Here is a 24,395-nt window from a genome sequence, read left to right on the forward strand (position 1 = left end):
TTCGACACCCACCCCCGAACTTCTTCAGCCGCTACAGGACGACGACGAGCTTGCCGACGCGCCGGTTGTGCTCCAGGTCGTCGTGCGCGGCCCGGATGTCCTCCAACCGGTACACCGTCCTCGGCCCGGCGGAAACCTCGCCCGCCGCCACCTGGTCGAGATACCGCTGGAGCACCTCCGCGGGCAGGTCGGCCGCCTCACCGCTGTAAGCCGTCAGCCGCACACCCTTGGGCAGATACCCGATCGGGTAGAAGTCGCGCACCAGCCACTGGTTGGACAGCATCCCCGTGAAGCACACGGTCCCGTGCACCCGGGTCGCGGCCAGCGTGTCGGGCAACGTGGGGGTACCGACCAGTTCCAGCGCCGCGTCCACACCGTCCGGGCACAGCGCCCTGACCTGCGCCGCCACCTCGCCGTCGTCCACCAACGGGTGGTCTGCGCCGTGCTCGCGCAGCACTCCCAGCCGGTCCGCGGAACGGGTCGTGGCCAGCACCGTCGCCCCGAGGTCCTTGGCCAGCGCCGTGGCGGCGAAACCCAACGCAGAGGTGCCGCCGCGGATCAGCAGGGTCTGCCCGCCACGCAGGTCCAGCCCCGTGGTCAGCGAGCCGTAGGCGGTCTGGAGGGTTTCCGGGATCGCCCCCAGCACCTCCCACGGCAACTCCGAGTCGAACGGCACGACGCACGCCCGCGGCACCACCGCGTACTCGGCGTACCCGCCGTCGAACACCCGCCCCATGCCGCCCATCATCGCCACCACCTGCTGCCCGCGCGGCAGGTCGCAGTCGCTGTCCACCACGCCCGTGGCCTCGATCCCGGGCACGCGCGGGAACACCACGCCCTCGGCCAGGCCCAGCCGGGTGTGCAGCTCGGACCGGTTGATCCCGAACGCCCGCACCCGGATGCGCACCCACCCCTCCGGCGGCTCGGGCACCGGCAGCTCGACCAGCGACAGGTTCTCCACCGGGCCGGGCCCGCTCAGCACGACCGCCCTCATGAGTGGTGCTCCGCGAGTCGCGACAGCATCCGCACCAGCTCCTGCCGCTCGGCGGCGGACAGGGGCGCGAGCAGCGCGTCCTGGGCGACCGCCAGCACCTCGTCCAGGTGCCGCAGGTGCTCGGCGCCCGCCGCGGTGATGGTGACGATGTTGCGCCGCCGGTCGGCCGGGTCCACCGCGCGCTCGACGAACCCGCGCTCGGCCAGCTCGTTGACCGCGGCCACGACGTCGCTGCGGTCCACCCCGCCGCGCCGGCCCAGGTCGGCCTGGCTGGCGGGCCCGAACTCGTCCAGGGTGGCCAGGAGCTTGTAGTGGTAGCGGCGCGACTCGGCCGAGGCGAAGCCCTCGGACACCAGCCGGGTCGCGTGCACGGCGACCTCGTTGATCAGCCAGCTCGGTGTGCGCCGCAACCGCGCGGGCGCCCCTCTCGACTCCATGCGCCGCAGTCTACCCACTTGTTGGCGACACCAACGATCGACTAGCGTTGGCGCAACCAACATTGGTGTAACCAACCTTCTAGGGGGCGCCGTGCTGCTGACCGACACCCGCCGCTGGTGGGGCCTGATCGCCCTGGGCCTGGGCCAACTCATGATCGCCGTGGACGCCACGATCGTGACCATCGCGCTGCCGTCCCTGCGCCACGACCTGCACCTGTCCGACGACGGCACCCGCTGGGTCGTCGCCGCGTTCGCCCTGGCCTTCGGCGGCTGCCTGCTGGTCGGCGGACGCCTGTCCGACCTCCTGGGCCGCCGCCGGTGCCTGGTCGTCGGCGTGGTCGGCTTCGCCGCGGCGTCCCTGCTCGGCGGCCTGGCCGCCAACGGCCCCATGATCATCGCCGCCCGCGCCCTGCAAGGCCTGTTCGGCGCGCTCTACACCCCGGCCGCGCTGGCCCTGCTGGGCACGTCGTTCACCACACCCGACGACCGGGCCAGGGCGTTCGGCATCTGGGGCACCATCATGGGCAGCTCGTCCGGCGTCGGCCTGATCCTCGGCGGCACGCTCACGGAGGCGTTGGGCTGGCGCTGGAGCATGTTCATCAGCCTGCCGCTGGCCGCCGTCGCCCTGGCCGGCGTGCTGCTCACCGTCCTCCCGACCCCCGGCACGGGTGGGCGCATCGACGGCGTCGGCGCGGGCCTGGCCACCGCGGGCCTGGCGATGATCGTCCACGGCTGGTGGTTCGGCATCATCCCGCTGGCGGTGTTCTGGTGGCACCAGCACCGCACCCCGACCCCGCTGCTCCCACCCCGCATCCTCCGCCACCGCCCGCGCGCCGCCGCGTACCTGTCGGTGCTGACGCTGTCGACGGCGTCCTTCGGCGTCCTCTACACGCTCACGTTCCACTTGCAGGACACCATGGGCCTCAGCCCCGCCCTGGCCGGCCTGGCGTTCCTGCCCCACACCGCCGCCATCCTCCTGTCCGCCCGGGTCCGCATCCCGTTCCCCCTGGTCACCGGTCTGGTCCTGGCCGCCTCGGCCGTGGCGCTGCTCTGGCTCGGCAACGGCGACTACCCGACCACGGTCCTGCCCGCCATGATCCTGATGGGCCTGGGCGGCGGCTGGGTCATGGCCACCGCGAACAACACCGCCACCCTCGACGCGGGCCCGGACACCGGCGTGGCCGGCGCGACCGTCCCGGTCAGCATGCAGATCGGCGCGTCCGCCGGCGTCACCCTGGCGAGCTAGGCGTGCTGCGCACCTGGCGAACCAGGCGTGCGGCCAACCGTCCGGGCGCCCTGGCGGGCTAGGCGTGCGGCCCGACCGACACCGGCCCCAGCGACCACTCCACCCGCCCCTCCACCACCGCCCCTCCACCACCGCCCCTCCACCACCGCCCCGACCCGCTCGACCTGCTCCTCCAGCTGACGCCCCCGCCGCGCACCCACCTCGTCGAACATCTCCACCGTCACCACGACCCGCCGCCCCGACCGCCGCTGGTGCCACACCCCGCCCACGACCCCGTCCACCAGCACCACCGGGAAGTTCCCCGCCTGACCACCCGCCAACGCCCGCTCCGCCGCCCACCCCGGGAACAGCGCCCCTTGTTCGGCGCGTAGCACAGCGCGCCCGCGGCGGAGTCGACCGACGAGGTCGTGGCGCGGACGGGACCGCGGGCGGGTGACCCGGTGATGGAGAGGCGTTCCGGGGCAAGTGGCCGCGGTGGATGCAGGCGCTGGGGGTAGCGGCCAACCGGGCGGTGACGGTGCCCGGACCCGGCCGATGCTCAGTGCTGTCCCGGGTGCCTGAACAACGCCAGCAACAACCCCGGCTCCGGCTCGACCGTGCCGACCCGCTCGAACCCCAACCGCTCGTACAACGCGACCGCCGGCCCGTTGTCCGCGCCGGTGGACACCGTCACCGGGTCACCGAGGTCCAGCACCGCGCCCACCAGCCGCCGCGCCAGGCCCCGGCGGAAGAAGTCCGGGTGCACGCACAGCCGGTCGACGTCGACCACCCCGTCCTCCCGGGTGAAGCCGACGAACCCGGCGAGCACACCGTCCACGTGCGCGCCCAGCCACCGCAGCGGCAGGGCGCGCACGTCCTCCGGGGTCTCGTGCAGCGCCGGGATCGCGTCCGAGCCGATCAGCGCCGCCTCCACGGCGTAGGCGCGCAGGCCGATCCGGTGCACCGCGCGGGCGGTGGACTCGTCGGTGAGGTCCAGTTCGGTCACGATCACCCGTCCAGCAGGGGGATGAGCTGTTCTTCCTCGTACACCAAGTGGTTCTCCAGCTCGGTGATGAGCCGGTCGACCTCGGCGAGCACGCCGTCACCGTCCAACGCCGCCCGCAACTCCTCCAGCAGCCGGGCGATCGTGGCGTGCTCCTCCCGCAGCCGCGCCATCACCGGCTCCAGCTCCGGATAGCGGTCGGCCAACGCCGGGAACATGCCCCCGTCCTCCGAACGGTGGTGGAACTCCAAGCCCTGGCACAGCGTCAGGCAGTTCACCCGCAGCTGCGCCCCGATCCGCGGCCCGGCCTGCGCGGCCTCGGTGCGGATCAACGCCAGTTCACGGCGGAACGCGTCGTGCAGCAGCTTGAGCGCCTCCCCGAACGACGCCGCGTTCGGCGGGCCGCCCGCGACCTGCTCCAGCGCCACCACCGGGATGACCCGGCTGGTCTTGGCCTGGTACTCGCCCCACCCGGCGTCGGCCTCCACGGCCCGGGCGAACACCGCGTCCCGCTCCTCGCCGCGCAGGACGGTCGCCTTCGCCTCGTAGGTGAAGACGCCGTCCTCCACGGTGGCCTTCGGGTCGGCGACGAGGTTGTGGTACCAGGCCGGGTGCCGGTCCGATCCGCCCGCCGAGCCGATGACCAGGACGCGGTCGCCGTCGGGCAGGTAACCCAGCGGCACGGTGTGCGGGCGGCCGGACCGCGCGCCCGTCGTGGTGAGCAGGATCAGGCGCGCGCCCTCGAAGAAGCCGCCGACACGGCCGTGGTTGGCGCGGAACTCGTCGATGACCTGCTGGTTGAAATCAAGTGTCATAAAAGGGTTTCCCTCCGGGATGACGGTACACAAAGGACAGTCGTCTGGTTCCCGGAGGTGCGGCGGACCCCTGGCCCGCCCGCTGCTCAAACCTGAGCCGGGTGCCCGTCTCGGTAGTGGCCCATGGCCGACCCGGCAGTCACGGCACGGACTCTAGCCTCACCCGTTCGCGTTCCGCAACGATCTTTCCTTCAGCGTCAGCAGGAGGTAGGCGGTGAGCGTGGGGGACGCGAAGTCCGGCTTGTCGACCACCGAGTACAGCCCGGCCGACCCGTCCGCCAACTCGATCCGGTCCTCCCGCACCGACAGCCACCGGTTCTCGTAGACGACCTTCGACGACACCGTTCGGATGCTCATGCCACCAGCATCCGGGAACGCGACCGCAGCACGACGGCGAGTCCGATCGCCACCAGTCCCGCCGCCACGACGAACGTCCACCGCGTCCCGCGAGCCGCCTCCGCCGCCGAGGTGACATCCCCCGCGACGAAGGCGAACACAGCGCCCATCAGCGACGCACCCGTCATCAGCCCGAAGTTGCGCGACAACGTCAACATGCCCGACACCAGGCCCCGGTCGCGCGCCGGCACGTCCTTCATCACGCCGGTGTTGTTCGCGGCCTGGAAGACGGCGTAGGAGGCGGTGACCACAACCAGCGGCAGCACGTAACCGGCGACCCCGAACGACGGCGGCACGAACGCCAGCACCAGCGCCCCGCCGATGATCCCGCTCAACCCGGCCACGACCATGGTCCGGCTGCCGAAGCGGTCCGTCGCCCGGCCGGCCGGCACACCGGTCAGCGCGGACACCGCCGGTCCCGCCGACATCACCAGCCCGACCAGGGCAGGGGTCAGGCCCAGCACCCCGGACAGGTGAAAAGGGCCGACCACCAGCGTGGTCATCATGACCGCCGACACCAGCGCGCTCGCGGTCAACCCGGCCACCAGCGCCCGGTCCCGGACCACCTCCCGCAGCACCGCACCCGTCCGCTCGGCCTTGCGCGGCGGCGAGGCGGGCAGCACGCGGTGCGCCAAGACCAGGGCGACGACACCGAGCGGGACGACGGCGAGGAAGATCGCGGGCCACCCGGCGACCGCGATCAACACGCCGCCCAACGCCGGACCGGTCGCGGTGCCGATCGCGGACATGGTGCCCAGCAGGCCCATCGCGCGGCCGGTGCGGTCCTTCGGCACCGTCTCGCCGACGAACGCGACGGTCAACGCCATCATGCACGCCGCGCCGACACCCTGGAGCGCCCGACCGGCCACCAGCAGCGGCAGCGTCGGCGCGAGCCCGCACAGCAGCGTGGCGGCGGTGAACACCCCGATCCCACCCACCAGCAACCGCCGCCGCCCGAACACGTCACCGAGCCGGCCGAGCACCACGACCAGCACGGTGATCGTCAGCAGGTAGGCGACGACCACCCACTGCACGGCGGAGAAGGACGCGTCGAACGCCGTGGAGAGGGTGGGCAGGGCGACGTTGGCGATGCTGATGCCCAGTGACGGCAGCAGCATCGACAGCGAGAGCGCGGTGAGCGCGGCAGCGGGTGATCTCATGCCCGGAACGTATGGCCGCCCCTGGCATGTCGGAAGACGCACAGATGTAAAGCCACCTGTGCACCGGACGCCAGGTATCGTCGCGACCCGTGGCGCGCCCGGACCTGAACCTGCTGATCACGCTCGACGTCCTGCTGGAGGAGGGCAGCGTGACCAGGGCCGGTCAGCGGCTGGCGCTGAGCCCGTCCGCGATGAGCCGGGCACTGGCCAGACTGCGCCGCGCGACCGGCGACCCGTTGCTGGTGAAGGCAGGCCGGGGCCTGGTGCCGACCCCGCGCGCCCTGGAACTGCGTGACCGGGTTCGGGCCTTGGTCCGGGAGGCGGAGGATGTGCTGAGCCCGGCGCACCGCTTGGAGTTGGCTTCGCTGTCCCGGACGTTCACCATCCGCAGCAGCGACGGTTTGGTGGAGGCGTTCGGCCCCGAGCTGGTCGCCCGCGTCGGCGCCACCGCGCCCGGCGTGCGCCTGCGTTTCCTGCGCAAGACGACGAAGAACCCCGGACCCCTGCGCGACACCATCGACCTGGACACCGCGGTCGTCGAGGACCCGCTATCCCCGGACATCCTCGACACGCCGCTGTTCTCCGACACGTTCGTGGGCGTGGTCCGCCCGCAACACCCCTTGGCAACCGGCCCCGTCACGATCGAGCGCTACGCGCAGGCCCGCCACGTCAACGTCTCCCGCCGCGGCCTGACCGAGGGCCTGGTCGACGAGGCGCTGCATCCCACCGGCCACCACCGCGAGGTCGTGACGGTGGTCGACGGCTTCGGCGCGGCGCTGGCGTTGGCCAGGGCGTCGGACCTGGTGGCCACAGTCCCGTCCCGCCACACCGCCCCGCTGCGCGAACACCTCCACACGTTCAACCTGCCGTTCCCCGCGCCCCAGGTGACCGTGTCCCTGCTCTGGCACACCCGCCTCGACGCCGACCCCGCCCACCACTGGCTGCGCACCACCGTGGTCGCGGTGTGCCGGGCGAGTTCAGCCGACTAGCACCCACCGCACGGGAGGGGACAGGGTTCGCGGAGTCCCGGGCCAGCCGGACCCGGTCGTAGCCCTGGCCGGCGGCGATGGGCGCCGCAGGTGCCGATTTCCGCACGCCGACCCCTAGTCCGAGCCCCGGCGACCCGCCGCTCCGTTCCACTCAATCCGCCCGAATCCTAACTTCCGATAAGGTTCACTTATCGGAAGTCATCATCCCGCTGTCGGGTAACGTTGCGTTGCGTGCCATAACGTTTGAAATGACGGAATAGTGCTACGATATCGCCGTGACGACGACCGACAGCCCTGCGGCGACCTGCAACTACCCCGGATGTACGCGGCCAGTGCTGCGTGGAGGTGGGCCTGGGCGGCCCTCGGAGTACTGCGATCTGGCGGAGCACACGCGGTGGCGGGCTTGGCGGGAGCGCCAGCGGTTGGCTCAGCAGGAGGAAGCGGGCGGGGGCGAGGAAAACGTCACCGTGACGAAAGTTCCGCAGGGGGTTACCGCGGGCAAGATCAGGGCCGAGGAATTGCTGGAGCGGTTCCGGGTGCTGGCCGAGCAGATGTCGGGGACGTTGAGTTCGGCCGTGGAGCAGTTGTCGACCATCGCCGATCCCGCGGTGGCCGAGGCGCAGGTGCAGGCGGCTGAGGCGGAAGCGGCGCGCAAGGTTGCCGAGGCCGAAGGGGCACTGGCCAAGGCCGAACGACGGCGGCGGGACGCCGAGCAGGCGCGGCGGGTGGCTGAGGAGACCACCGAGGACGCGGTCCGGGCGGCGGAGAAGGCGGAGCAGGACGCGGCGGTCGCCTTCGAGCAGCGGGACGCGGCTCGGGCCGAGGCGACTGCCGCCGTCCAGCGGGCTGAGGCCGCCATCGCGGCAGCGCGGACCGAGGCGGCCTCGGTGGTCGAGGAGATCCGCCGGGATGCCGAGGCTCGGGTCGAGCAGGCGCAGGCCGATGCGGTGCGGGCGGCTGAGCAGGCGCGGCGGCAGGCGGTGAAGGAGGTCGAGCAGGTCCGGGAGGCCGCGCGGGCGGACGTCGAGCGGGCGCAGGCGGAGGCGCGGGACGAGGTGGAACGCGTACGCGCCGAGGCGAAGGCAACTGTTGAGAGAGTGCGCAGCGAGGCCGAGGCGGCGGTCGAGCGGGCGCGGGGCGAGGCCGAAGTCGTGGTCGGGAAGGTGCGCGACGAGGCTGCGGCGGCGGTCGAGCGGGCGCGGAGGGACGCGCGGGCCGAGGTCGAGCAGGCGCAGGCCGAGGCTGGGCGGCGGGTTGAGTTGGCGCGGGTGGAGGTTGAGCGGGCTGTCGCTGCGGTGGGGCGGGCTGAGCGGGAGGCTGAAAGGGCTCGGGCGGAGTTGGTGGCTGAGCGGCAGGTGTTGCGGGAGCGGGTGGAGCACGTCGAGCGGGCTGCGGCTGAGCGGGTCGAGCAGGTTGAGCGGGTTACCGCTGAGCGGGTGGCGGCGTTGGAGGAAGCCCGGGCGCAGACCCTCGCCCGCGCCGAGCGGGCTGAGGCCCAGTGGGATCGGGCCTCAGCCGAACTCGCCGCGCTTCGGCAGCAGACCCGGCAGAGCGGCGGCGACCAGGTGGGCGGCTAGGAGATGGGGTGGGTGGTTAGGAGATCAGGGCGGTGGGTTTGCCTACCAGGCTGACGGCGATCCGGCGGTCGATCCACGGGAGTCTCGCCAGGCGCATTGCCACTCGGCGGGCGCGTAGGCGGGCGGTGGTGGACGGGAGGAACCAGCGGGCGCCGTTGCGGGCCACCTGTTGTTTTTCCTCGACCACCGGGCGCCAGAGGTGCTCGTAGGCCGCGAGGTCGTCCAGGTGGTCGGCTAGGACGAAAGCGCCGCCCATGCCCAGGGACGCGCCCTGTCCGGCGAGCAGGGAGACCGCGCCGCATGCGTCGCCGACCAGGACGACCCGATCCTTGTGCCAGCGGGGCATGACTACCTGGGCTACCTGGTCGTAGTACAGCTGCGGTGGGCATTGGGCGAGTGCGCGGGGCACGATCCAGCCCATGCCGGCGTAGGCGGCGCGGACGGCGGCCTGCGGGTCGGCCGGTAGCTCCGGGTTCTCGGTGCGGTGGACGGTGAAGGCGGCGACTCGGCCGTCGCGCAGGCCGTAGCAGCCGACCTGGCGGCCCACGGTGTCGGTCAGGCAGAACCGGCCGCCGACCAGGGCGTGCACCTCGGGGTCGGTGAAGATGAAGGCCGCGGTGTGGAAACCCAGGTGGCGGACGAAGCCGTCGCCGAAGACCAGTCGTCGCACGGTGGAGTGGATGCCGTCGGCGCCCACCAGCAGGTCCGCGTCGAGGGTGGTGCCGTCGGACAACGTCACCGATACGCCGTTGGTCCGGTTGTCGACGGCTGCAACGGCTGAGTCGTAGCGCAGGTCGACCGACGGTGGCAGGGCTTCACGCAAGACGAGTTCGACGTCGGGGCGCATGATGCTGATCATGCGGCCGTCGAGGGTCCGCGCGAACCGTTCGAAGTTCAGGCCGGCGCGGCGCCGGCCCGTCTCGTCGTGGTACCCGGCCTCGATGAACCGGTAGCCCAACTCGTGCACGCGGGGCAGCAGCCCGAGCCGGTCCGCCACGTCGAAGCCGGGGCCGAAGAAGTCGATCATGTAGCCCTCGGGGCGCGGGCCCGGTGAGCGTTCGACCACGACGACGGTGTGGCCGGCCGCACCCAGGCGGCAGGCGAGGGTGAGACCGGCGATCCCGGCCCCGCACACGACGACCTTCACCGCAGCACCCTCGCCAGCACGGGCACGACCACCGCGCGCGACAACTCCGGGTCCAAGGCGCGGTGCAGCAGCACCCCGTCCACCGCCGCCGCCAGCACGGCCGCGGTCTCCGCCGGCGTCGGCACGCCCCGCTCGGCCAGCCACACCGCCAAAGCGGCCCGGAACTCCGTGAGGACCCCGGCCACCGCCGCACGCAACTCGTCGTTGCGGGTCGCGGCCAGGAAGGTCTCGATGAACAACTCCTGCCCGCCGGCCTCGTCCAACGCCGCGAGCAGGGCGTCCAGCGCCGACTCCGGGTCGGCGGCCGACTCCAGCAGCGCGGGCAACCCGGACAGGGCCTCCCGCAACGCCCCGACCGACGCCTGCACCAGCACGGCCTGGGTGGAGTCGAAGTGGTAGTGCACCACCCCCGACCCCACGCCCGCCCGCTCGGCCAGCACCCGTGTGCTGACCGCGCCCCAGCCCTTCTCCGCGATGAGTTCGGCGGCTGCCGCGAGCAGCCGGTCCCGGACCGTCATCCCCCACCTCCACGACATCGGTTTGGACGATCGTACTGGACGATCGTCCAAACCCGGCTCAGGCGGGGGTGATGCGCACGTCGCCGGAGGCTTCGGCGAACTTCAGCAGCCGGGCGCCCTCCTCCATGACGTCCGAGCGCTGGGCGTCGGTCACAGGCCGGAAGATCCGCACGTCCAGGCCGTCGCCGACGCTCCAGATGCCGTGCACGAACCCGTCGACCAGCAGGGTCGGCTTGCCGCCGATGACGATCCCCCGCCGGTAGTCCTCGTCGGAGATGACCCGGGTGCGGTCGTCGTGGCCGAGCAGGAGGTTGTCGAACTCGGGCAGGAACCGCACGGGCGCCGGGGTGTCGGGGTCGACCAGCGGCGCGTCGGGCAGGTCGAACAGCTCGCGGCCGTCCTCGTCGCGCACGACCGCCAGGTCCATGCCGCGCACGACGTCCTTGAGGCGGGTCAGGCCGGACCACAGGGTCATGTCCTTGACGGTGGCGGGCCCGAAGGCGGCCAGGTAGCGGCGCAGGAACCCCTCCGCGTCGGCTTCGGAACCGAGTGTGCCGAGCCAGTGGTCGGCCGCCGCCCACATCGCGCGGCCCGAGCGTCCCCACACGCCACGGGGCGGGACCTGGACGACGGGCAGCAGGTAGGACACGGCGGTGCCCAGGGACTCGGCGTCGCGGTCGGGCCATCGTTCGACAAGAGCGCGGGCCAGGTCGGCGCGGGTGCGGGGCTGCTCGACCAGGAGGGCGTGTGCGACGGCGGTGAACTCGTCCAGGTCGAGGCCGGGGAGGATCGACTTGAACGGGGACGAGGTGAACCGGCGGCGCAGCAGGTCCCGCACGACGGGTTCGACGCGGGCGTGGTCGGCGGCGGTGACGAGGTGGATGGTGGCGCGGTGCAGCGGGGCGCGCACGACGGTCCGGTCGGTGAGCAGGTCGCCGAGGTCGTCGGGCGTGAAGTCGCGCAGCCGGGACCACAGGCCGTAGTAGGCGGAGAAGGGTTCCTGGGCCTGCATCCCGACCAGCCGCTCGACCATCGCGGTGACGGGCAGGTCGGTGCGCTCCAGCAGGGACTGCCGGTGCAGGAGGGTGCGGTTGAGGCCGCGTCGCGTGATCACTTGAAGTTCCCGAGCCACAGTCGCACGTCCTCCGCCAGCAGCTCGGGGGTCTCCATGGCCGGGAAGTGCCCGCCGCGGTCGTGCTCGGTCCAGTGCGGGAGGACGCCGTCCGGGTCGTAGAGGCTGCGGATGCCCAGGTCGCCCGCGAAGACGGCGAAACCGGTGGGTGCGGCGGGGGCGGCCCACGGGTCGGCGGAGTTCATGCTCTCGTAGAGGAACTGGGCGGAGGTCGCGCCGGTGCCGGTGAACCAGTGCACGCTGACGCTGGTCAGCAGCAGGTCGCGGTCGATGGCCTGGTCCGGCAACACGAAAGCGGGGTCGGTCCACTCGGCGTACTTCTCGGCGATCCACGCGAGTTGGGCGACCGGGGAGTCGTGCAGGCCGTAGCCGAGGGTGTGCGGGCGGGTGGTCTGGAGTTGGAGGTAGCCCAGGCCGGTCTGGCGCAGGGTGTTGAACCGCTCGGCGCGCTCGCGGTCGCGGCCGGTGAACTTCTCGACCTCCAGGGGCGGGCCGAACGGCATGGGGCTGGGGCCGTTGACGTGCAGGGCGGTCACCCGGTCGGGGTGCTGGTTGCTGAGCGCGCCGATGACGCCCGCGCCCGCGTCGCCGGCCTGGGCGAAGTAGCGGTCGTAGCCGAGGCGTTGCATGACGACGCCGAGGGCGTGGGCGGCTTGGCGGACGCCGCCGCCGGGGTCGGAGAACCCGAAGCCGGGCAGGGACGGCACGACCAGGTGGAAGTCGGGCAGCAGCGGGATCAGGCGGGTGAAGTCGACCGGTGAGCCGGGCCAGCCGTGGACCAGCAGCAGGGCGGGGGCGTCGGGGTTGGCGGAGCGGACGTGCAGGAAGTGCACGCGGCGGCCGTCGACGTCGGTGGTGAACTGCGGGAAGGCGTTGAGTTCGGCTTCGCGGGCGCGCCAGTCGTAGTCGTGCGCCCAGTAGGCGGTGATCTCGCGCAGCCACTCGACGGGGACGCCGCGCTCCCAGCCGGTGGTGGTCTGGACGGGCCAGCGGGTGCGGGTGAGGCGGTGGCGCAGGTCGTCCAGGTCGGTCTGCGGGATGTCGACGCGGAACTCGGTGATCGTCATGGTGTCCACGGTAGGAGGCATTGCGGAAAGGATCGTTCCGCGTTTTCCGGCAATATTGGCGGTATGACGGACACCTCGGCGCGGCTGTTGCGGCTCTTGTCGTTGTTGCAGACCCCGCGGGACTGGTCGGGGCCGGAGTTGGCGGAGCGGTTGGCGGTGACCACGCGGACCGTGCGCAACGACGTCGAGCGGCTGCGGGGTCTGGGGTATCCGGTGCACGCGACGCCGGGGCGGGCCGGTGGCTACCGGTTGGGGGCTGGTGCGGCGCTGCCGCCGTTGCTGCTGGACGACGAGGAGGCGGTGGCGGTCGCGATCGGGTTGCGGACGGCGCGCGGGGTGTCGGGGATCGAGGAGACCTCGGCGCGGGCGTTGGCGAAGCTGGAGCAGGTGCTGCCGTCGCGGTTGCGGCACCGGGTGAACGGGCTGGTCGGGGTGACGGTGCCGGCGGCGGCGTCGGGTCCGGTGGTGGCGGCGGAGGTGTTGACGGCGTTGGGGGCGGCGTGCCGGGCGCGGGAGGTGCTGCGGTTCGACTACTCCTCGCACGACGGTGTGGTGTCGTTGCGGCGGGTGGAGCCGTACCGGCTGGTGCACGCGCGGGGCCGCTGGTACCTGGTGGCGTGGGACCTGGAGCGGGGTGACTGGCGGACGTTCCGGGCGGACCGGGTGACGCCGCGGGTGCCGACCGGGCCGCGGTTCGCGCCGCGGGAGCTGCCCTCCCCCGATCTGGCGGCGTACGTGTCGCGGGGGCTGGTGACGGCGACGTGGAAGTGCCGGGCGGACGTGCTGGTGCACGCGCCGGCGCAGGAGGTGGCGGCGAAGGTCCCGGCGGCGGCGGTGGAGGCGGTGGACGAGGGGAGGTGCGTGCTCAGCGTCGGGGCGGACACGCCGGGGTTGCTGGCGGTGTACCTGGGGATGCTGGAGGCGGACTTCGAGGTGACCGGTCCGCCGGAGCTGGTGGAGCGGGTGGGTGCTCTGGCGGACCGGTTCGCGCGTGCGGTGCGGCCTAGCGCGGGTTGACCTGGTGCGGGTTGGCCTGGCGTGCGTTGATCTCGCGGCGCAGGGCGATGGCGTCGGCGCGGACCTGTTCGGGGGCTTCGCGGTCGAGCAGGGCGCGGCGCACGAGGGTGGCGATGGCGGGTTGGTCGGCGGGGGTGAAGCCGCGGCGGGTGATCTCCTGGGTGCCGATGCGCAGGCCGCGCAGGCCCTCGTCGGGGTGTTGCCAGGGCAGGCCGATGCCGGACAGGTAGATCCCGGCTTCGCCGAGCAGCAGGCCCGCGGTGTCGCCGCCGCCGAGGTCGTGGGCGTCGACGGCGAGGTGGTGGGAGCGGGTGTGTTCGCCGTCGCGGCCGACCACGGTGAACCCTTCGTCGGCCAGGGCTTTCGCGAGGGTTCGGGCGTTTCGGACGCAGGCCTGGGCGTAGGCGGGGCCGTGGGCGGCGAGTTCGGCGGCGGTGACGGCGAGGGAGCCGAGGCGGCCGGCGTCGTAGTTGGCGAGCATCCCGGGGTAGGCGACGGTGGAGACGCGTTGGGCCAGGGCGGGGTCGCGGGTGACGACGCAGCCGCCGGAGGGGCCGCCGAAGGACTTGTAGGTGGAGAAGGTCAGGACGTGCGCGCCTTCGTGCAGGGGGCGCTGGAAGACCCTGCCGGCGACGAGTCCGGCCATGTGGGAGGCGTCGTAGAGCAGGATCGCGCCGATCTCGTCGGCCGCTTGGCGGACGGCGGGGACGTCGTGCGGGAACAGCATCATGCTGGCGCCGATGACGACGATCTTCGGCCGGTGTTCGCGCAGGAAACCCGGTAGTGCCGCGTAGTCGAGGTCGAGGCGGGCGGGGTCGTAGGGCAGGTCGACCACGGTCAGGCCGCGCACCGCGGGGACGCCCTGGGCGTGGTGGCTGGCGTGCCCGCCGGCGGCTTCGGGGAGCACCGCGATGGTGTCGCCGGGTCGCGCGAAGGCGGTGTAGACGGCGAGGTTGGCGAGGGTGGCGCTCTGGAGGCGGACTTCGGCGTGCGCGCCTTCCATGAGGTCGGCGACCAGCAGCGGGGCGAGGACTTCGAGGGTGTCCAGGTGGTCGAGGCCGACCTGGTACTTCTCGCCGGGCCAACCCATGCTGGGCCGGTTGGACAGGGTGGGCAGGGTGGCCGCCGCGGCGGCGGGGCTGAGCACGTTGGTGCCCGCGTAGAGCACGATGCCGTCGTCGTCGACCTGGGCGGCGTGGGCGTCGAGGGCTTTGCGGACGGTGTCGGCGACGCCCGTCGGGGACAGGTCGGCGGAGACGGCGGCTTCGACCTCGGCGAGTCGGGCCTGGGCGCGCGGCGAGGCCCACGGGGCGATCCTGCTGGTGGTCACGTGTCGACGGTAGGCGGGCCGGCGTGCGCCGCGGGTCGGGAGGTTTTCCTACATTTGTCGGATGCAGGAGCTGCTGGACGAGCTGTCGCGGGCGCTGGGGCGCGGGGTGTCGGTGGACGACGTGTCCGGGCGGGTGGTCGGGCACAGCGCGCAGACCGACGAGGTGGACCCGGCGCGGGTGCGGGCGATCCTGGCGCGGCGGGTGCCGCCGGAGGTGGCGGCGTGGCAGGACCGGCACGGGGTGGCGGAGGCGACCGGGCCGGTGCGGGTGCCGGCGAACGCGGAGCTGGGGTTCGCCGAGCGGGTCGGGTTCCCGTTGCGGCGGGGTGGGGTGCTGGTCGGGTTCCTGTGGGTGTTGGGGGCGGACGTGGACGTCGGGGTGGTGGCGGGGCGGCTGCCGGCGTTGGCGGCGGCGGTGGAGGTGGGTGACCGGTCGCCGGTGCGGGTGGTCGTGGCGTGGGAGCCGCGGGTGGTGCGGACGGTGGAGCCGGGTGCGCCGGTGCCGTCGTTGCCGGGTCACGTGGGGGTGAGCGAGCCGCACCCGCCGGAGCGGGCGGGCGCGGCGTACCAGCAGGCGTTGGCGGCGGCGGAGTTGTCGGCGCTGGACCCCGCTCTGCCGCGGGTGGTGCGGTGGTCGGAGCTGGGCGCGTACCGGTTGCTGCTGGGCGGGTCGGCGGAGGAGGTGCTGGCCGGGTTGTCGCCGACGTTGCTGTCCACTTTGGAGGTCTACCTGGACTCGGGGTGCGACGCGCGGGCGACGGCGGAGGCGCTGCACCTGCACCGGACGTCGCTGTACTACCGGCTGGGCCGGATCGCGGAGGTGACGGGGCGCGACCCGGCGGACGGGCGGGCGAGGCTGGAGCTGCACCTGGCGCTGAAACTGACCCGCCTCGCCCGCCGCCGTTAGAGCCTTCAGAGCACGACCACGACCTGGTCGGGGCCGTTCATGAACGGCGACGGGCGACGCGCCGGCCGGTCGGCGGTGACCAGGCGGGCGTCGGGGAAGCGTGCGCTGAGTGCGCGCAGGGCGGTGCGGCCTTCCAGGCGGGCCAGGGGCGCGCCGAGGCAGTAGTGGGTGCCGTGGCCGAAGGCGAGGTGGCGGGTGGTGTCGAAGGGCCGGTCGGGGTCGAAGCGCTCGGGGTCGGGGAACCGGGTGGTGTCCTGGTTGGCGGCGCCGACGCCGATGAACACCAGCTCGTCGGCCGGGATGGTGACGTCGCCGAGGGTGATCGGCTCGGTGGTGACGCGGTGCGAGGTCAGCGCGGCGGGCGACTCGGCCCGCAGGGCTTCCTCGACGACCCGGTCGAGCAGGTCGGGGTCGTGGGCGAGGTTGCGCCAGACGGTGGGGTCGTCGTGGCGCAGGAGCAGGACGATGGCGTTGCCGATCAGGTTGGTGGTGGTCTCGTGGCCGGAGACCAGCAGCAGCACGGCGGTGCCGAGCAGTTCGGTTTCGGTGAGCCGGTCGTCGTCCTGGGCGGACACGAGCGCGGACAGCAGGTCCTCGCCCGGCGCGGCGCGCTTGGCGGCGATGAGCCCGGCGAGGTACTGCTCCATGGCGGCGGAGGCGGGCGCGGTCACCTCCGGCACCTCTTCGAGCAGGGCCCCGGCCCAGCCGCGGAACGCCGGGCGGTCGGGTTCGGGCACGCTGAGTAGTTCGCAGATCACGGTGATCGGCAGCGGGGCGGCCAGTCCGGCGACGAGGTCGACGGGTTCGCCGGTGGGCAGGGCGTCGAGCAGGTGTCCGGTGATCTGCTCGACGCGGGGCCGCAGGTCCTCCACGCGGCGGGCGGTGAACTGGCGGGCGACCAGGCCGCGCAACCGGGCGTGGTCGGCTCCGTCGGCGAACAGCATGTGGGGGTTGAACATGCCGGACAGCGTGGTGGGCTGTCCGGCGGCGGCGAGCTTCTCCTCCATGACCTTGGTGATGCGGCTCGCGCTCTTGCACAGGGTGGGTTCGGCCAGCGCGGCGCGCGCTTCGTCGTAGCCGGTGGTGATCCATGCGGGCACCCCGTTGGGCAGTGTCACGGGTAACACGCTGGGCCGGCTCGTCATTGAGTCCACGGCGGAGTTCCTTCCAGGAGAACGCGGGGCCAACGATCACGTGATGATCGGTGAACCCCGGGCGTCCGTCTCCCCGGATTTGCGGTAATCCGCCGTCCGGCCGCGCGTCCGGCCCGACCGGGCTGAGCTGCCCGGCCGCATCGGCGCGTGGACGGTCACGGTGTGCCCCTCGGCCGTGCCCGGCGCCGACTTGCCGGGCACGGACCCGTGAAGGGGGGTCAGAGCGCTACAGGTACTTCTTCAGCTCGCGCTTGGCCAGGGACATGCGGTGGACCTCGTCGGGGCCGTCGGCCAGGCGCAGCGTGCGGGCCTGGGCCCACAGGTCGGCGAGCGGGAAGTCCTGCGAGACGCCGCCCGCGCCGTGTGCCTGGATCGCCTTGTCCAGCACCCATTCCGCCATCAGCGGGGTGGCGATCTTGATGGCCTGGATCTCGGTGTGGGCGCCTTTGTTGCCGACGGTGTCCATCAGCCACGCGGTCTTGAGCACGAGCAGGCGGGCCTGTTCGATGCGGACACGTGACTCGGCGATCCACTCCTGCACCACGCCCTGCCGCGCGATGGGCCGGCCGAAGGCGACCCGGGAGACCGCGCGCCGGCACATCAGTTCCAGGGCGCGTTCGGCGATGCCGATCAGGCGCATGCAGTGGTGGATGCGGCCGGGGCCGAGGCGGGCCTGGGCGATGGCGAAGCCCTCGCCAACGCCTGCGATGAGGTTCTCGGCGGGGACGCGGACGTTGTCGAACACGATCTCGGCGTGGCCGCCGTGGGCGGCGTCGGTGTAGCCGAAGACGTGCATGCCGCGCTTGACCCGTACGCCCGGGGTGTCGCGCGGGACGAGGATCATGGCCTGCCGGCGGTGGCGTTCGGCGTCGGGGTTGGTCTTGCCCATCACGATGAAGATGGCGCAGTTGGGGGCCATGGCGCCGGAGGACCACCACTTGCGGCCGTTGATGACGTAGTGGTCGCCGTCGCGTTCGATGCGGGTGGCGATGTTGGTGGCGTCGGAGGAGGCGACGTCGGGTTCGGTCATGCAGAACGCGGAGCGGATCTCGCCGTCCAGCAGCGGGCGCAGCCACTGCTTCTTCTGCTGCTCGGTGCCGAACATGGCCAGCACCTCCATGTTCCCGGTGTCGGGCGCGGCGCAGTTGAGCGCCTCCGGGGCCAGGTGGGGGCTGCGGCCGGTGATCTCGGCCAGCGGCGCGTACTGGAGGTTGGTCAGGCCGGCGCCGTGTTCGGTGTCGGGCAGGAACAGGTTCCACAGGCCCTGGCGGCGGGCTTCGGCCTTGAGGTCCTCGATCACCGGCGGGCGCGCCCACGGGTCGGCTGCCTCGGCGAGCTGGCGGTGGGCGACCTCCTCGGCCGGGTAGACGAACTCGTCCATGAACCGCAGCAGCTTCTGCCGCAGCTCCTCGGTCTTGGCGTCGTAGGCGAAGTCCATCAGCGCACTCCTCCGGTGGCGGCGAGTCCCTGCCGGACCAGCGGCAGGGTGAGGTTCCCGATCTGGTCGAATCCCGCCCCGACCGTCTTGCCGGTGGTGAAGCGGAAGTGGATGCCTTCGAGGATCACGGCGAGCTTGAAGTAGGCGAACGCGGTGTACCAGCCGAGGTTGGACACGTCGGCGCCGCTGCGGGCGGCGTAGCGCTCGGTCAGCTCGTCGGCGGTGGCGAAGCCGGGCAGGCCGAGCACGGTGCCGGTGACCGGGTCGTCGTCGAGGCCGACGCAGGTCCAGTAGACGCGCAGCAGGCCGAGGTCGGCCAGCGGGTCGCCGAGGGTGGCCATCTCCCAGTCCAGGACGGCGCTGATGTCCACCGGGTCGGCGGTGACCAGGACGTTGTCCAGGCGGTAGTCGCCGTGCACGATCGTGGCGCGCGGCGAGTCGGGGACGGTGGCGGCCAGCCGGTCGCGCAGCTCGTCGATGCCGGGCAGGTCGCGGCTGCGGGAGGCCTCCAGCTGCTTGCCCCACCGGGTGACCTGGCGCTGGAGGAACCCGTCGGGGCGGCCGAAGTCGGAAAGGCCCACCGCGGCGGGATCCACGGCGTGCAGGTCGGCCAGCACGTCGACCAGGCGGTGGGACAGGGCGGCGGCCTTGTCCGGGGTGAGCCAGGGGCACTGGTCGCGGTGGCGCAGCGCGGTGCCGGGCGCCTCCCGCATGAGGTAGAACGGCGCGCCGATGACCTCGGGGTCCTCGCACAGGTGCTCGGTCCTGGGCACCGGGACGGCGGTGCCGGCCAGCGCGGAGATGACGCGGTGCTCGCGGGTCATGTCGTGGGCGGTGGCCAGGACGTGGCCCAGCGGCGGGCGGCGCAGGACCCACCGGTTGGCGCCGTCGGTGACGCGGTAGGTCAGGTTGGAGCGTCCGCCGGGGATCAGCTCGCCGGTCAGCGGCGGGGTCTTGAGGTGGGCGGCCAGCTTGTGCAGGTCCAGGCCCGGCAGGTCGGTCACGGTGCGGCTCCCGGGAGGTCTCGCCCCAGCAGGTCGGACAGGACGGCGCGGGTGGACTCGGCGTCGGTGTGCCGGTGGGCGCGCAGGCCGACCGCGCGGGCGCCCTCGACGTTGACCGGGGCGTCGTCGAGGAACACGCAGCGGTGCGCGGGCAGGCCGATCAGGTCCAGGGTGTGGGTGAAGATGCGCGGGTCGGGCTTGCGCAGCCCGATGCGGCCGCTGATGACGACGGTGTCGAACAGTTCGAGCAGGAGGTCTTCGGGGTAGCCCTCGCCCCAGCTGTTGGACAGCAGCACGGTGGGGATGCCGTGCTCGCGGACGGCGCGGACGAGGTCGACCATCGCCGGGTCGGGGGTGGCGCTGCCGAACATGCGGCGCAGCAGGCCTTTCGCGGCGACCTCGCGGCCGTCGAGGGTGGTCAGCTCGGCGGCCAGGAGGGCTTCGAACTCGTCGGCGGACAACTCGCCGGTCTCCAGCCGGAACACCGGGTTGTCGGGGGCGGCGTCGCGGCCCATCCAGGCGCGCATGGTCGTGCTGTAGCGGTCGCGGTCGATGTTCTCGCGGGTCAGCCAGTCGTCGACGAAGGCGGGCACGGAGACGGTGAGCACGCCGCCCCAGTCCAGCACGACCGCGTCGACCTGCCGGTCGCTCCGTTGCTCGGTGTCAGCCACGCCGCGAGGGTACCGACCGGTCGGTATGTAGGCAATGGTGGGTCGACGGCTTGGCGTTGCGCGGGCGGGTGCCGCTGAACCGCAGGTCACGGGCGGGGATCTGGTGCCGGGACGGCCGGTGGGCGGGACACGGCGTGCGTTCGGCTCGGGCGAAGCGGTTTCCTGCGGGCGGGCCGCAGGGGCCGCAGGGGTGTGTTCGGGGGGCGAGCGGCTGGGGCCGCAGGGGTGCGGAGAAGGGTGCGGTTGGTGCCTGCGGGTGTGCGGTGGGTGAGGGGGTCGGCTTGCCCGGGGTGCGCGGACTCGACCATCATTGCGCGCGGGGTGGCGAGGAGGGCGCGTGAGCGGCAACGGCGGGTTGCACCGGGAGGTGCTGGACCGGGCCGATGTCGGTTTCGGTGTGACCGACGGGCAGGGCACGCTGCGCTGGGTGAACCCGGCGCTGGCGGAGATCCTCGGGGTCGCGGTGGACCGGGTGGCGGGCAGGTCGCTGCCCGCGCTGCTGCCGGGCGCTCCCGAACGGCCCCGGTCGGGGCTGGCGTTGTTGACGCCCTCGGCCTACCGCAAGGGTCACCGGTGGCTGGAGGTCACCTGCCAGCCGCTGGGCTCGGACGACGAACTCCTCTACCGCGTCGTGGACGTCACCGCGTGGCGCGACCGCGAATTGGAGGCCACGCACGAGGCGGACGCGTTGCGCCGCGCCCAGGTCCTGGGACGCATGGGCACCTGGGAGTGGCACATCGCCGAGGACCGGGTGGTCTGGTCGGACACCCTGCTGGAGTTGTTCGGCTTCCCGCCCGACACCGAGCTGGACTTCGACGGCTACGCCGACCTGGTCCACCCCGACGACCTGTCGATGATCCAGGCGACCCTGGAGCACGCCATGCGCACCGGCGCGGGCTTCTCCTACACCCACCGCATGATGCTGGCCGACCGCCGCACCGAGCGCTGGTTCGAGTGCTTCGGCGAGATCATCACCGCCGAGGACGGCACCCCGCTGCGCGCCCTGGGCACCGCGCACGACATCACCCGCGCCCGCCGCGTGCACGACGAGCTGCTGGCGCTGGCCGAGCAGGACCCGTTGACCGGCCTGGCGAACCGGCGGGCGGTGACCCGTGAGCTGGAGCGGCAGTTGGCCTCCGGCGGGCAGGGGTCGTTGCTGCTGCTGGACCTGGACAACTTCAAGGACGTCAACGACCTGCGCGGCCACGCGGTGGGCGATCGGCTGATGAAGGCGCTGGCGGGGACGCTGCGGTCGCGGCTGTCCGGGTCGGGGCTGATCGGCCGGCTGGGCGGGGACGAGTTCGCGGTGGTGCTGCCGGACTGCCCGCCGGAGCGGGCGCGCCGGGTCGCGGAGGGCCTGCGGGACGCGGTGGCGGCGTTGCCGCCGGTGGCGGTGTCGGCGCGGGTCACGGTGTCCACGGGCGTGGCCGAGTACGGCGCGGGGGACACGTGGGAGTTGGTGCTGGCCAACGCGGACCTGGCGCTGTACGCGTCGAAGGCGGCGGGCCGCAACCGGGTGACGGTGTACGAGCCGGGGCACTACGCGGACACCGCGAAGCGGGTGTCGGTGATGGACCGGCTGCGGTCGGCGCTGGAGAACGGCGGGTTCGCGCTGCACGCGATGCCGATGGTGCAGTTGGCGTCGGGCCGCACGCTGGGCCACGAGCTGTTGCTGCGCTTGGAGGACCAGCAGGACCCGCCGCTGGGTCCGGCGGAGTTCCTGGCCGAGGCGGAGCGGTCGAACCTGGTGCTGGACATCGACCGGTGGGTGTTGTCCACGGCGATCGACGCGCTGGTCGCCCACCCGGGGCTGGACCTGCGGTTCAACGTCAACATCTCCGGCCGGACGCTGGAGGACGAGGACTTCGGCGGTTTCGTGCTCGACCGGCTGGCCACGGCGGGGGTGGCGCCGGGCCGGCTGGGGTTGGAGATCACCGAGACGGCGGCGGTGACGAACCTGGACGCGGCGCGGGCGCTGGCGTTGCAGCTGCGCGGGTTCGGGTGCCGGATCACGCTGGACGACTTCGGGTCCGGGTTCGGGTCGTTCGTGCACCTGAAGCACCTGCCGATCACCGGGATCAAGATCGACGGCGAGTTCGTGCGCGGGATCGACGAGCGGTCCACCGACGCGGTGCTGGTGTCGGGGATCGTGGAGATCGCGCGCGGGCTGGGGCTGTCGGCGGTGGCGGAGTGGGTGGAGCGGCCCGCTCAGGTGGAGACGTTGACCCGGTTGGGGGTGCGGGTCGGGCAGGGTTTCCACCTGGGTCGCGCGATCCCGCTGACGCAGCTCCTTTCGGGTGAAGGTGTGCGTCCGAACGGAGCATTGTCGTCACCCCGGGTGGGTGCGGAGGATGGGGCGCGTTCCTGATCACCCCCGCCGATGGGACCCGCCGACGTGTCCGGAAATTCCCCGAGCCCTTCACGCGGCGTGCGCCGCGTCGAGCTGGGCGCCGCCGAGCCCGAGCCGACCGCCGACTTCTACGCCTTCCTGCTGGGCTGGGTGGTGATCCCCGAGCCGGACGGGGTGTTCAGCGGCTGGGTGGGTGACCGGCTGGCGCTGCGCGTGCGGCCGGGCGAGGACGGGTTCCGGGTGGTGTTCGCCGGGACCGAGCCGCGCGAGCTGCGGGAGGGCGCCGCGGTGGACTCCGGCCGGGTGCTGCACGGGCCGTGGGCGCCGGAGCCGAGACCGGGCGAGCCGTGCTGGGTGGAGTTCATGGGCACCGCGGACGACGCGTTCTGGACCGGCGAGCTGGGGTGGGCGGCGCGGACGCCGGACGAGCCGTTCACCGTCTACGACACCGAGGAGCGCGCGGTGGCGGGCCGGCTGGTGGCGGACGGGCAGCAGCGGTGGGTGTGCTACTTCGCGGTGCCCGACGTGGCCAAGGCGTGCGAGGTGGCGGCGGAGACCGGCGGGACGGTGCTGATCGGGCCGACCGAGGTGCCCACGGGGGTGGTGGCGTCGATCGCCGACCCGGCCGGCGCGGTGTTCGCCGTGCTCCAGGACCCGGCCGGGTGGGGCGGCACCTGGGCGGCGTCCTCCTAGCCCTGGCCGAGTTCGGGTGGGAAGCCGCCGGTGGCGATCGGCCCCCACGAGTCGACGGTGACGCGCAGCAGCACCTTGCCCTGGCGGACCATCGCGGCGCGGTAGTCGTCCCAGTCGGGGTGCTCGCCGGAGATCGACCGGTAGTAGTCGACCAGCGGTTCCAGCGCGTCGGGCAGGTCCAGGACCTCGGCGTGGCCGTCGACCTGCACGTAGGGGCCGTCCCAGTCGTCGGAGAGCACGCACACGCTGACTCTGGGGTCGCGGCGGGCGTTGCGGGACTTGGCGCGCTGCGGGTAGGTGGAGACGACGATCCGGCCGTGGTCGTCGACGCCGCAGGTGACCGGCGAGGTCTGCGGGCGGCCGTCGCGGCGGGTGGTGATGAGCAGGGCGCGGTGGCGGGGTCGCAGGAACTCCAGCAGCCCGGCGCGGTCGGGGGTGCGCGCGGTGGCGATCTTCGGCATCGGGTCAGCGTAGGAGAGGATGTGGCCATGCTCAGCTTCGCCTCCTACGACGGCACCGGGTTGGCCTATCGCGTGGTCGGCTCCGGCGAGCCGCTGGTGTGCCTGCCCGGCGGCGCCGGTCGCGCCGTGTCCTACCTGGGCGACCTGGGCGGCCTGTCCGCGCACCGCACCCTGGTGCTGCTGGACAACCGCGGCACCGGCGCGTCCGACGTGCCCGCCTCGGCCGACACCTACCGGCGGGACCGGCTGGCGCTGGACGTGGAGGCGCTGCGCCGGCACCTGGGCCTGACCCGCCTGGACGTGCTGGGTCACTCGGCGGGGTCGGGCATCGCGATGGCGTACGCCGAGCACTTCCCGCACAACCTGTCGAGCCTGGTGCTGCTGACCCCGTCGCTGCGCGCGATCGGCCTGACCCCGACCGAGCAGGACCGGGCCGAGCACCTGGCCCGCCACGCCGCCCAACCGTGGCACGCCGAGGCCGTGGCGGCCCTGCGCGCCTGGTCGGCCGGCGACGACTCGCCCCACAACCGCCTCGCCGCCGCCCGCCTGTTCTACGGCGCCTGGACCCCCGCCGCCCAGGAGCACGCGGCGGCCGAGGACGCCGAACGTTCCACGGAAGCCCAACGCGGCTTCTCGGCCGAGGGCGCCTTCAGCCCCGACCACACCCGCCGCGCCCTGGCCGACCTGTCCATCCCGGTCCTGGTGTACGCGGGCGGCGCGGACCCGCTGTCCCCGCCGCACATGGTGCGGCAGCTGGCGGAGCTGATCCCGGGCGCGGAGTACGCGGAACAGCCCGACGCGGGCCACTACCCGTGGATCGACGACCCGGATTTCATGGTCGAACGCCTGGCCGAGTTCCTGGTGTAACCCGCCGCCCGGCTTTGGTTGTCGGTGCCCCCTGGAAGAATGA

At 73.0% G+C, this 24,395-nt stretch carries 25 protein-coding genes; 8 read left to right on the top strand and 17 right to left on the bottom strand.

What is annotated here, in order from left to right:
• Positions 1-31: 31 nt before the first annotated feature.
• On the bottom strand, positions 32-994 hold the full coding sequence (locus tag RIN75_RS07030) for a zinc-binding dehydrogenase (RefSeq protein ID WP_309110968.1): 963 nt from the start codon (positions 992-994) through the stop codon (positions 32-34).
• Positions 991-1,431 carry a MarR family transcriptional regulator gene (locus tag RIN75_RS07035; protein ID WP_309110969.1) on the bottom strand — a complete coding sequence of 147 codons (441 nt, stop codon included), beginning with the start codon at positions 1,429-1,431 and terminating at the stop codon, positions 991-993. The genes RIN75_RS07030 and RIN75_RS07035 overlap by 4 nt, the downstream gene beginning before the upstream one ends.
• A gap of 91 nt (positions 1,432-1,522) precedes the next feature.
• Between RIN75_RS07035 and RIN75_RS07040 the strand changes: the two genes are divergently transcribed.
• Positions 1,523-2,677: an MFS transporter gene (locus RIN75_RS07040; RefSeq protein WP_309110970.1), complete on the top strand. Its 1,155-nt coding sequence runs from the start codon at positions 1,523-1,525 to the stop codon at positions 2,675-2,677.
• On the opposite strand, the gene RIN75_RS07045 is transcribed toward RIN75_RS07040, so the two are convergent.
• From RIN75_RS07045 to RIN75_RS07065, 5 genes are all read right to left on the bottom strand, one after another.
• The gene (locus RIN75_RS07045; protein ID WP_309110971.1) at positions 2,674-3,051 is read right to left on the bottom strand and encodes a DNA glycosylase AlkZ-like family protein; all 378 of its coding nucleotides are present in this window, start codon (positions 3,049-3,051) and stop codon (positions 2,674-2,676) included. The genes RIN75_RS07040 and RIN75_RS07045 overlap by 4 nt on opposite strands.
• Before the next feature lie 164 nt (positions 3,052-3,215).
• Positions 3,216-3,662 (bottom strand): GNAT family N-acetyltransferase, encoded by a 447-nt coding sequence (locus RIN75_RS07050; RefSeq protein WP_309110972.1) that lies wholly within the window; start codon positions 3,660-3,662, stop codon positions 3,216-3,218.
• A gap of 2 nt (positions 3,663-3,664) precedes the next feature.
• The gene (locus RIN75_RS07055) at positions 3,665-4,474 is read right to left on the bottom strand and encodes a nitroreductase/quinone reductase family protein (RefSeq protein WP_309110973.1); all 810 of its coding nucleotides are present in this window, start codon (positions 4,472-4,474) and stop codon (positions 3,665-3,667) included.
• Between the two features lie 159 nt (positions 4,475-4,633).
• On the bottom strand, positions 4,634-4,831 hold the full coding sequence (locus RIN75_RS07060) for a hypothetical protein (protein ID WP_309110974.1): 198 nt from the start codon (positions 4,829-4,831) through the stop codon (positions 4,634-4,636).
• The gene (locus tag RIN75_RS07065) at positions 4,828-6,030 is read right to left on the bottom strand and encodes an MFS transporter (RefSeq protein ID WP_309110975.1); all 1,203 of its coding nucleotides are present in this window, start codon (positions 6,028-6,030) and stop codon (positions 4,828-4,830) included. Before RIN75_RS07065 ends, RIN75_RS07060 begins: the two co-directional genes overlap by 4 nt.
• Positions 6,031-6,119: 89 nt before the next feature.
• On the opposite strand from RIN75_RS07065, the gene RIN75_RS07070 reads away from it, so the two are divergent.
• Positions 6,120-7,019 (top strand): LysR family transcriptional regulator, encoded by a 900-nt coding sequence (locus tag RIN75_RS07070; protein WP_309110976.1) that lies wholly within the window; start codon positions 6,120-6,122, stop codon positions 7,017-7,019.
• Between the two features lie 467 nt (positions 7,020-7,486).
• Positions 7,487-8,596, top strand: coding sequence for a hypothetical protein (locus RIN75_RS07075; RefSeq protein ID WP_309110977.1), 1,110 nt, complete (start codon positions 7,487-7,489; stop codon positions 8,594-8,596).
• Positions 8,597-8,612: 16 nt separating this feature from the next.
• Here RIN75_RS07075 and RIN75_RS07080 read toward each other — a convergent pair whose 3' ends face one another.
• The 4 genes from RIN75_RS07080 to RIN75_RS07095 are packed head-to-tail and all read right to left on the bottom strand — an operon-like array spanning position 8,613 to position 12,460.
• Positions 8,613-9,743 carry an FAD-dependent monooxygenase gene (locus RIN75_RS07080; RefSeq protein ID WP_309110978.1) on the bottom strand — a complete coding sequence of 377 codons (1,131 nt, stop codon included), beginning with the start codon at positions 9,741-9,743 and terminating at the stop codon, positions 8,613-8,615.
• Positions 9,740-10,261, bottom strand: coding sequence for a TetR family transcriptional regulator (locus tag RIN75_RS07085; protein ID WP_309110979.1), 522 nt, complete (start codon positions 10,259-10,261; stop codon positions 9,740-9,742). The genes RIN75_RS07080 and RIN75_RS07085 overlap by 4 nt, the downstream gene beginning before the upstream one ends.
• A 58-nt stretch (positions 10,262-10,319) precedes the next feature.
• The gene (locus RIN75_RS07090; RefSeq protein ID WP_309110980.1) at positions 10,320-11,375 is read right to left on the bottom strand and encodes a winged helix DNA-binding domain-containing protein; all 1,056 of its coding nucleotides are present in this window, start codon (positions 11,373-11,375) and stop codon (positions 10,320-10,322) included.
• Entirely contained in the window at positions 11,372-12,460 is a 1,089-nt protein-coding gene (locus tag RIN75_RS07095; RefSeq protein ID WP_309110981.1) for an epoxide hydrolase, read from the bottom strand. Before RIN75_RS07095 ends, RIN75_RS07090 begins: the two co-directional genes overlap by 4 nt.
• Before the next feature lie 63 nt (positions 12,461-12,523).
• On the opposite strand from RIN75_RS07095, the gene RIN75_RS07100 reads away from it, so the two are divergent.
• Positions 12,524-13,477, top strand: a complete 954-nt coding sequence (locus RIN75_RS07100; RefSeq protein WP_309110982.1) for a YafY family protein — start codon at positions 12,524-12,526, stop codon at positions 13,475-13,477.
• Here the strand turns inward: RIN75_RS07100 and glyA are convergent.
• On the bottom strand, positions 13,464-14,807 hold the full coding sequence (gene glyA / locus RIN75_RS07105; protein ID WP_309110983.1) for a DegT/DnrJ/EryC1/StrS family aminotransferase: 1,344 nt from the start codon (positions 14,805-14,807) through the stop codon (positions 13,464-13,466). The genes RIN75_RS07100 and glyA overlap by 14 nt on opposite strands.
• 61 nt (positions 14,808-14,868) lie before the next feature.
• Here glyA and RIN75_RS07110 point away from each other — a divergent pair, with 61 nt between their 5' ends.
• On the top strand, positions 14,869-15,714 hold the full coding sequence (locus RIN75_RS07110) for a helix-turn-helix domain-containing protein (RefSeq protein WP_309110984.1): 846 nt from the start codon (positions 14,869-14,871) through the stop codon (positions 15,712-15,714).
• 5 nt (positions 15,715-15,719) lie between these two features.
• Here the strand turns inward: RIN75_RS07110 and RIN75_RS07115 are convergent, their stop codons facing one another.
• The 4 genes from RIN75_RS07115 to RIN75_RS07130 all read right to left on the bottom strand — a co-directional run bounded on the left by RIN75_RS07115 (position 15,720) and on the right by RIN75_RS07130 (position 19,981).
• Complete coding sequence (locus tag RIN75_RS07115) at positions 15,720-16,832, bottom strand: cytochrome P450 (protein WP_309110985.1); 1,113 nt, start codon at positions 16,830-16,832, stop codon at positions 15,720-15,722.
• A gap of 262 nt (positions 16,833-17,094) precedes the next feature.
• The gene (locus tag RIN75_RS07120; RefSeq protein ID WP_309110986.1) at positions 17,095-18,306 is read right to left on the bottom strand and encodes an acyl-CoA dehydrogenase family protein; all 1,212 of its coding nucleotides are present in this window, start codon (positions 18,304-18,306) and stop codon (positions 17,095-17,097) included.
• Positions 18,306-19,310, bottom strand: coding sequence for a phosphotransferase family protein (locus RIN75_RS07125; protein WP_309110987.1), 1,005 nt, complete (start codon positions 19,308-19,310; stop codon positions 18,306-18,308). Before RIN75_RS07125 ends, RIN75_RS07120 begins: the two co-directional genes overlap by 1 nt.
• Positions 19,307-19,981 carry an HAD family phosphatase gene (locus tag RIN75_RS07130; RefSeq protein ID WP_309110988.1) on the bottom strand — a complete coding sequence of 225 codons (675 nt, stop codon included), beginning with the start codon at positions 19,979-19,981 and terminating at the stop codon, positions 19,307-19,309. Before RIN75_RS07130 ends, RIN75_RS07125 begins: the two co-directional genes overlap by 4 nt.
• 337 nt (positions 19,982-20,318) lie before the next feature.
• On the opposite strand from RIN75_RS07130, the gene RIN75_RS07135 reads away from it, so the two are divergent.
• Positions 20,319-22,349, top strand: coding sequence for an EAL domain-containing protein (locus RIN75_RS07135; RefSeq protein ID WP_309110989.1), 2,031 nt, complete (start codon positions 20,319-20,321; stop codon positions 22,347-22,349).
• A gap of 60 nt (positions 22,350-22,409) precedes the next feature.
• The gene (locus tag RIN75_RS07140) at positions 22,410-23,024 is read left to right on the top strand and encodes a VOC family protein (RefSeq protein ID WP_309110990.1); all 615 of its coding nucleotides are present in this window, start codon (positions 22,410-22,412) and stop codon (positions 23,022-23,024) included.
• Here the strand turns inward: RIN75_RS07140 and RIN75_RS07145 are convergent.
• Positions 23,021-23,485, bottom strand: coding sequence for a PPOX class F420-dependent oxidoreductase (locus RIN75_RS07145; RefSeq protein WP_309110991.1), 465 nt, complete (start codon positions 23,483-23,485; stop codon positions 23,021-23,023). The two genes, RIN75_RS07140 and RIN75_RS07145, sit on opposite strands and share 4 nt — an antisense overlap.
• 27 nt (positions 23,486-23,512) lie before the next feature.
• On the opposite strand from RIN75_RS07145, the gene RIN75_RS07150 reads away from it, so the two are divergent.
• Positions 23,513-24,352, top strand: a complete 840-nt coding sequence (locus tag RIN75_RS07150) for an alpha/beta hydrolase (protein ID WP_309110992.1) — start codon at positions 23,513-23,515, stop codon at positions 24,350-24,352.
• Positions 24,353-24,395 lie beyond the last annotated feature (43 nt).

Source organism: Saccharothrix sp., assembly GCF_031180885.1.
Lineage (GTDB): Bacteria > Actinomycetota > Actinomycetes > Mycobacteriales > Pseudonocardiaceae > Actinosynnema.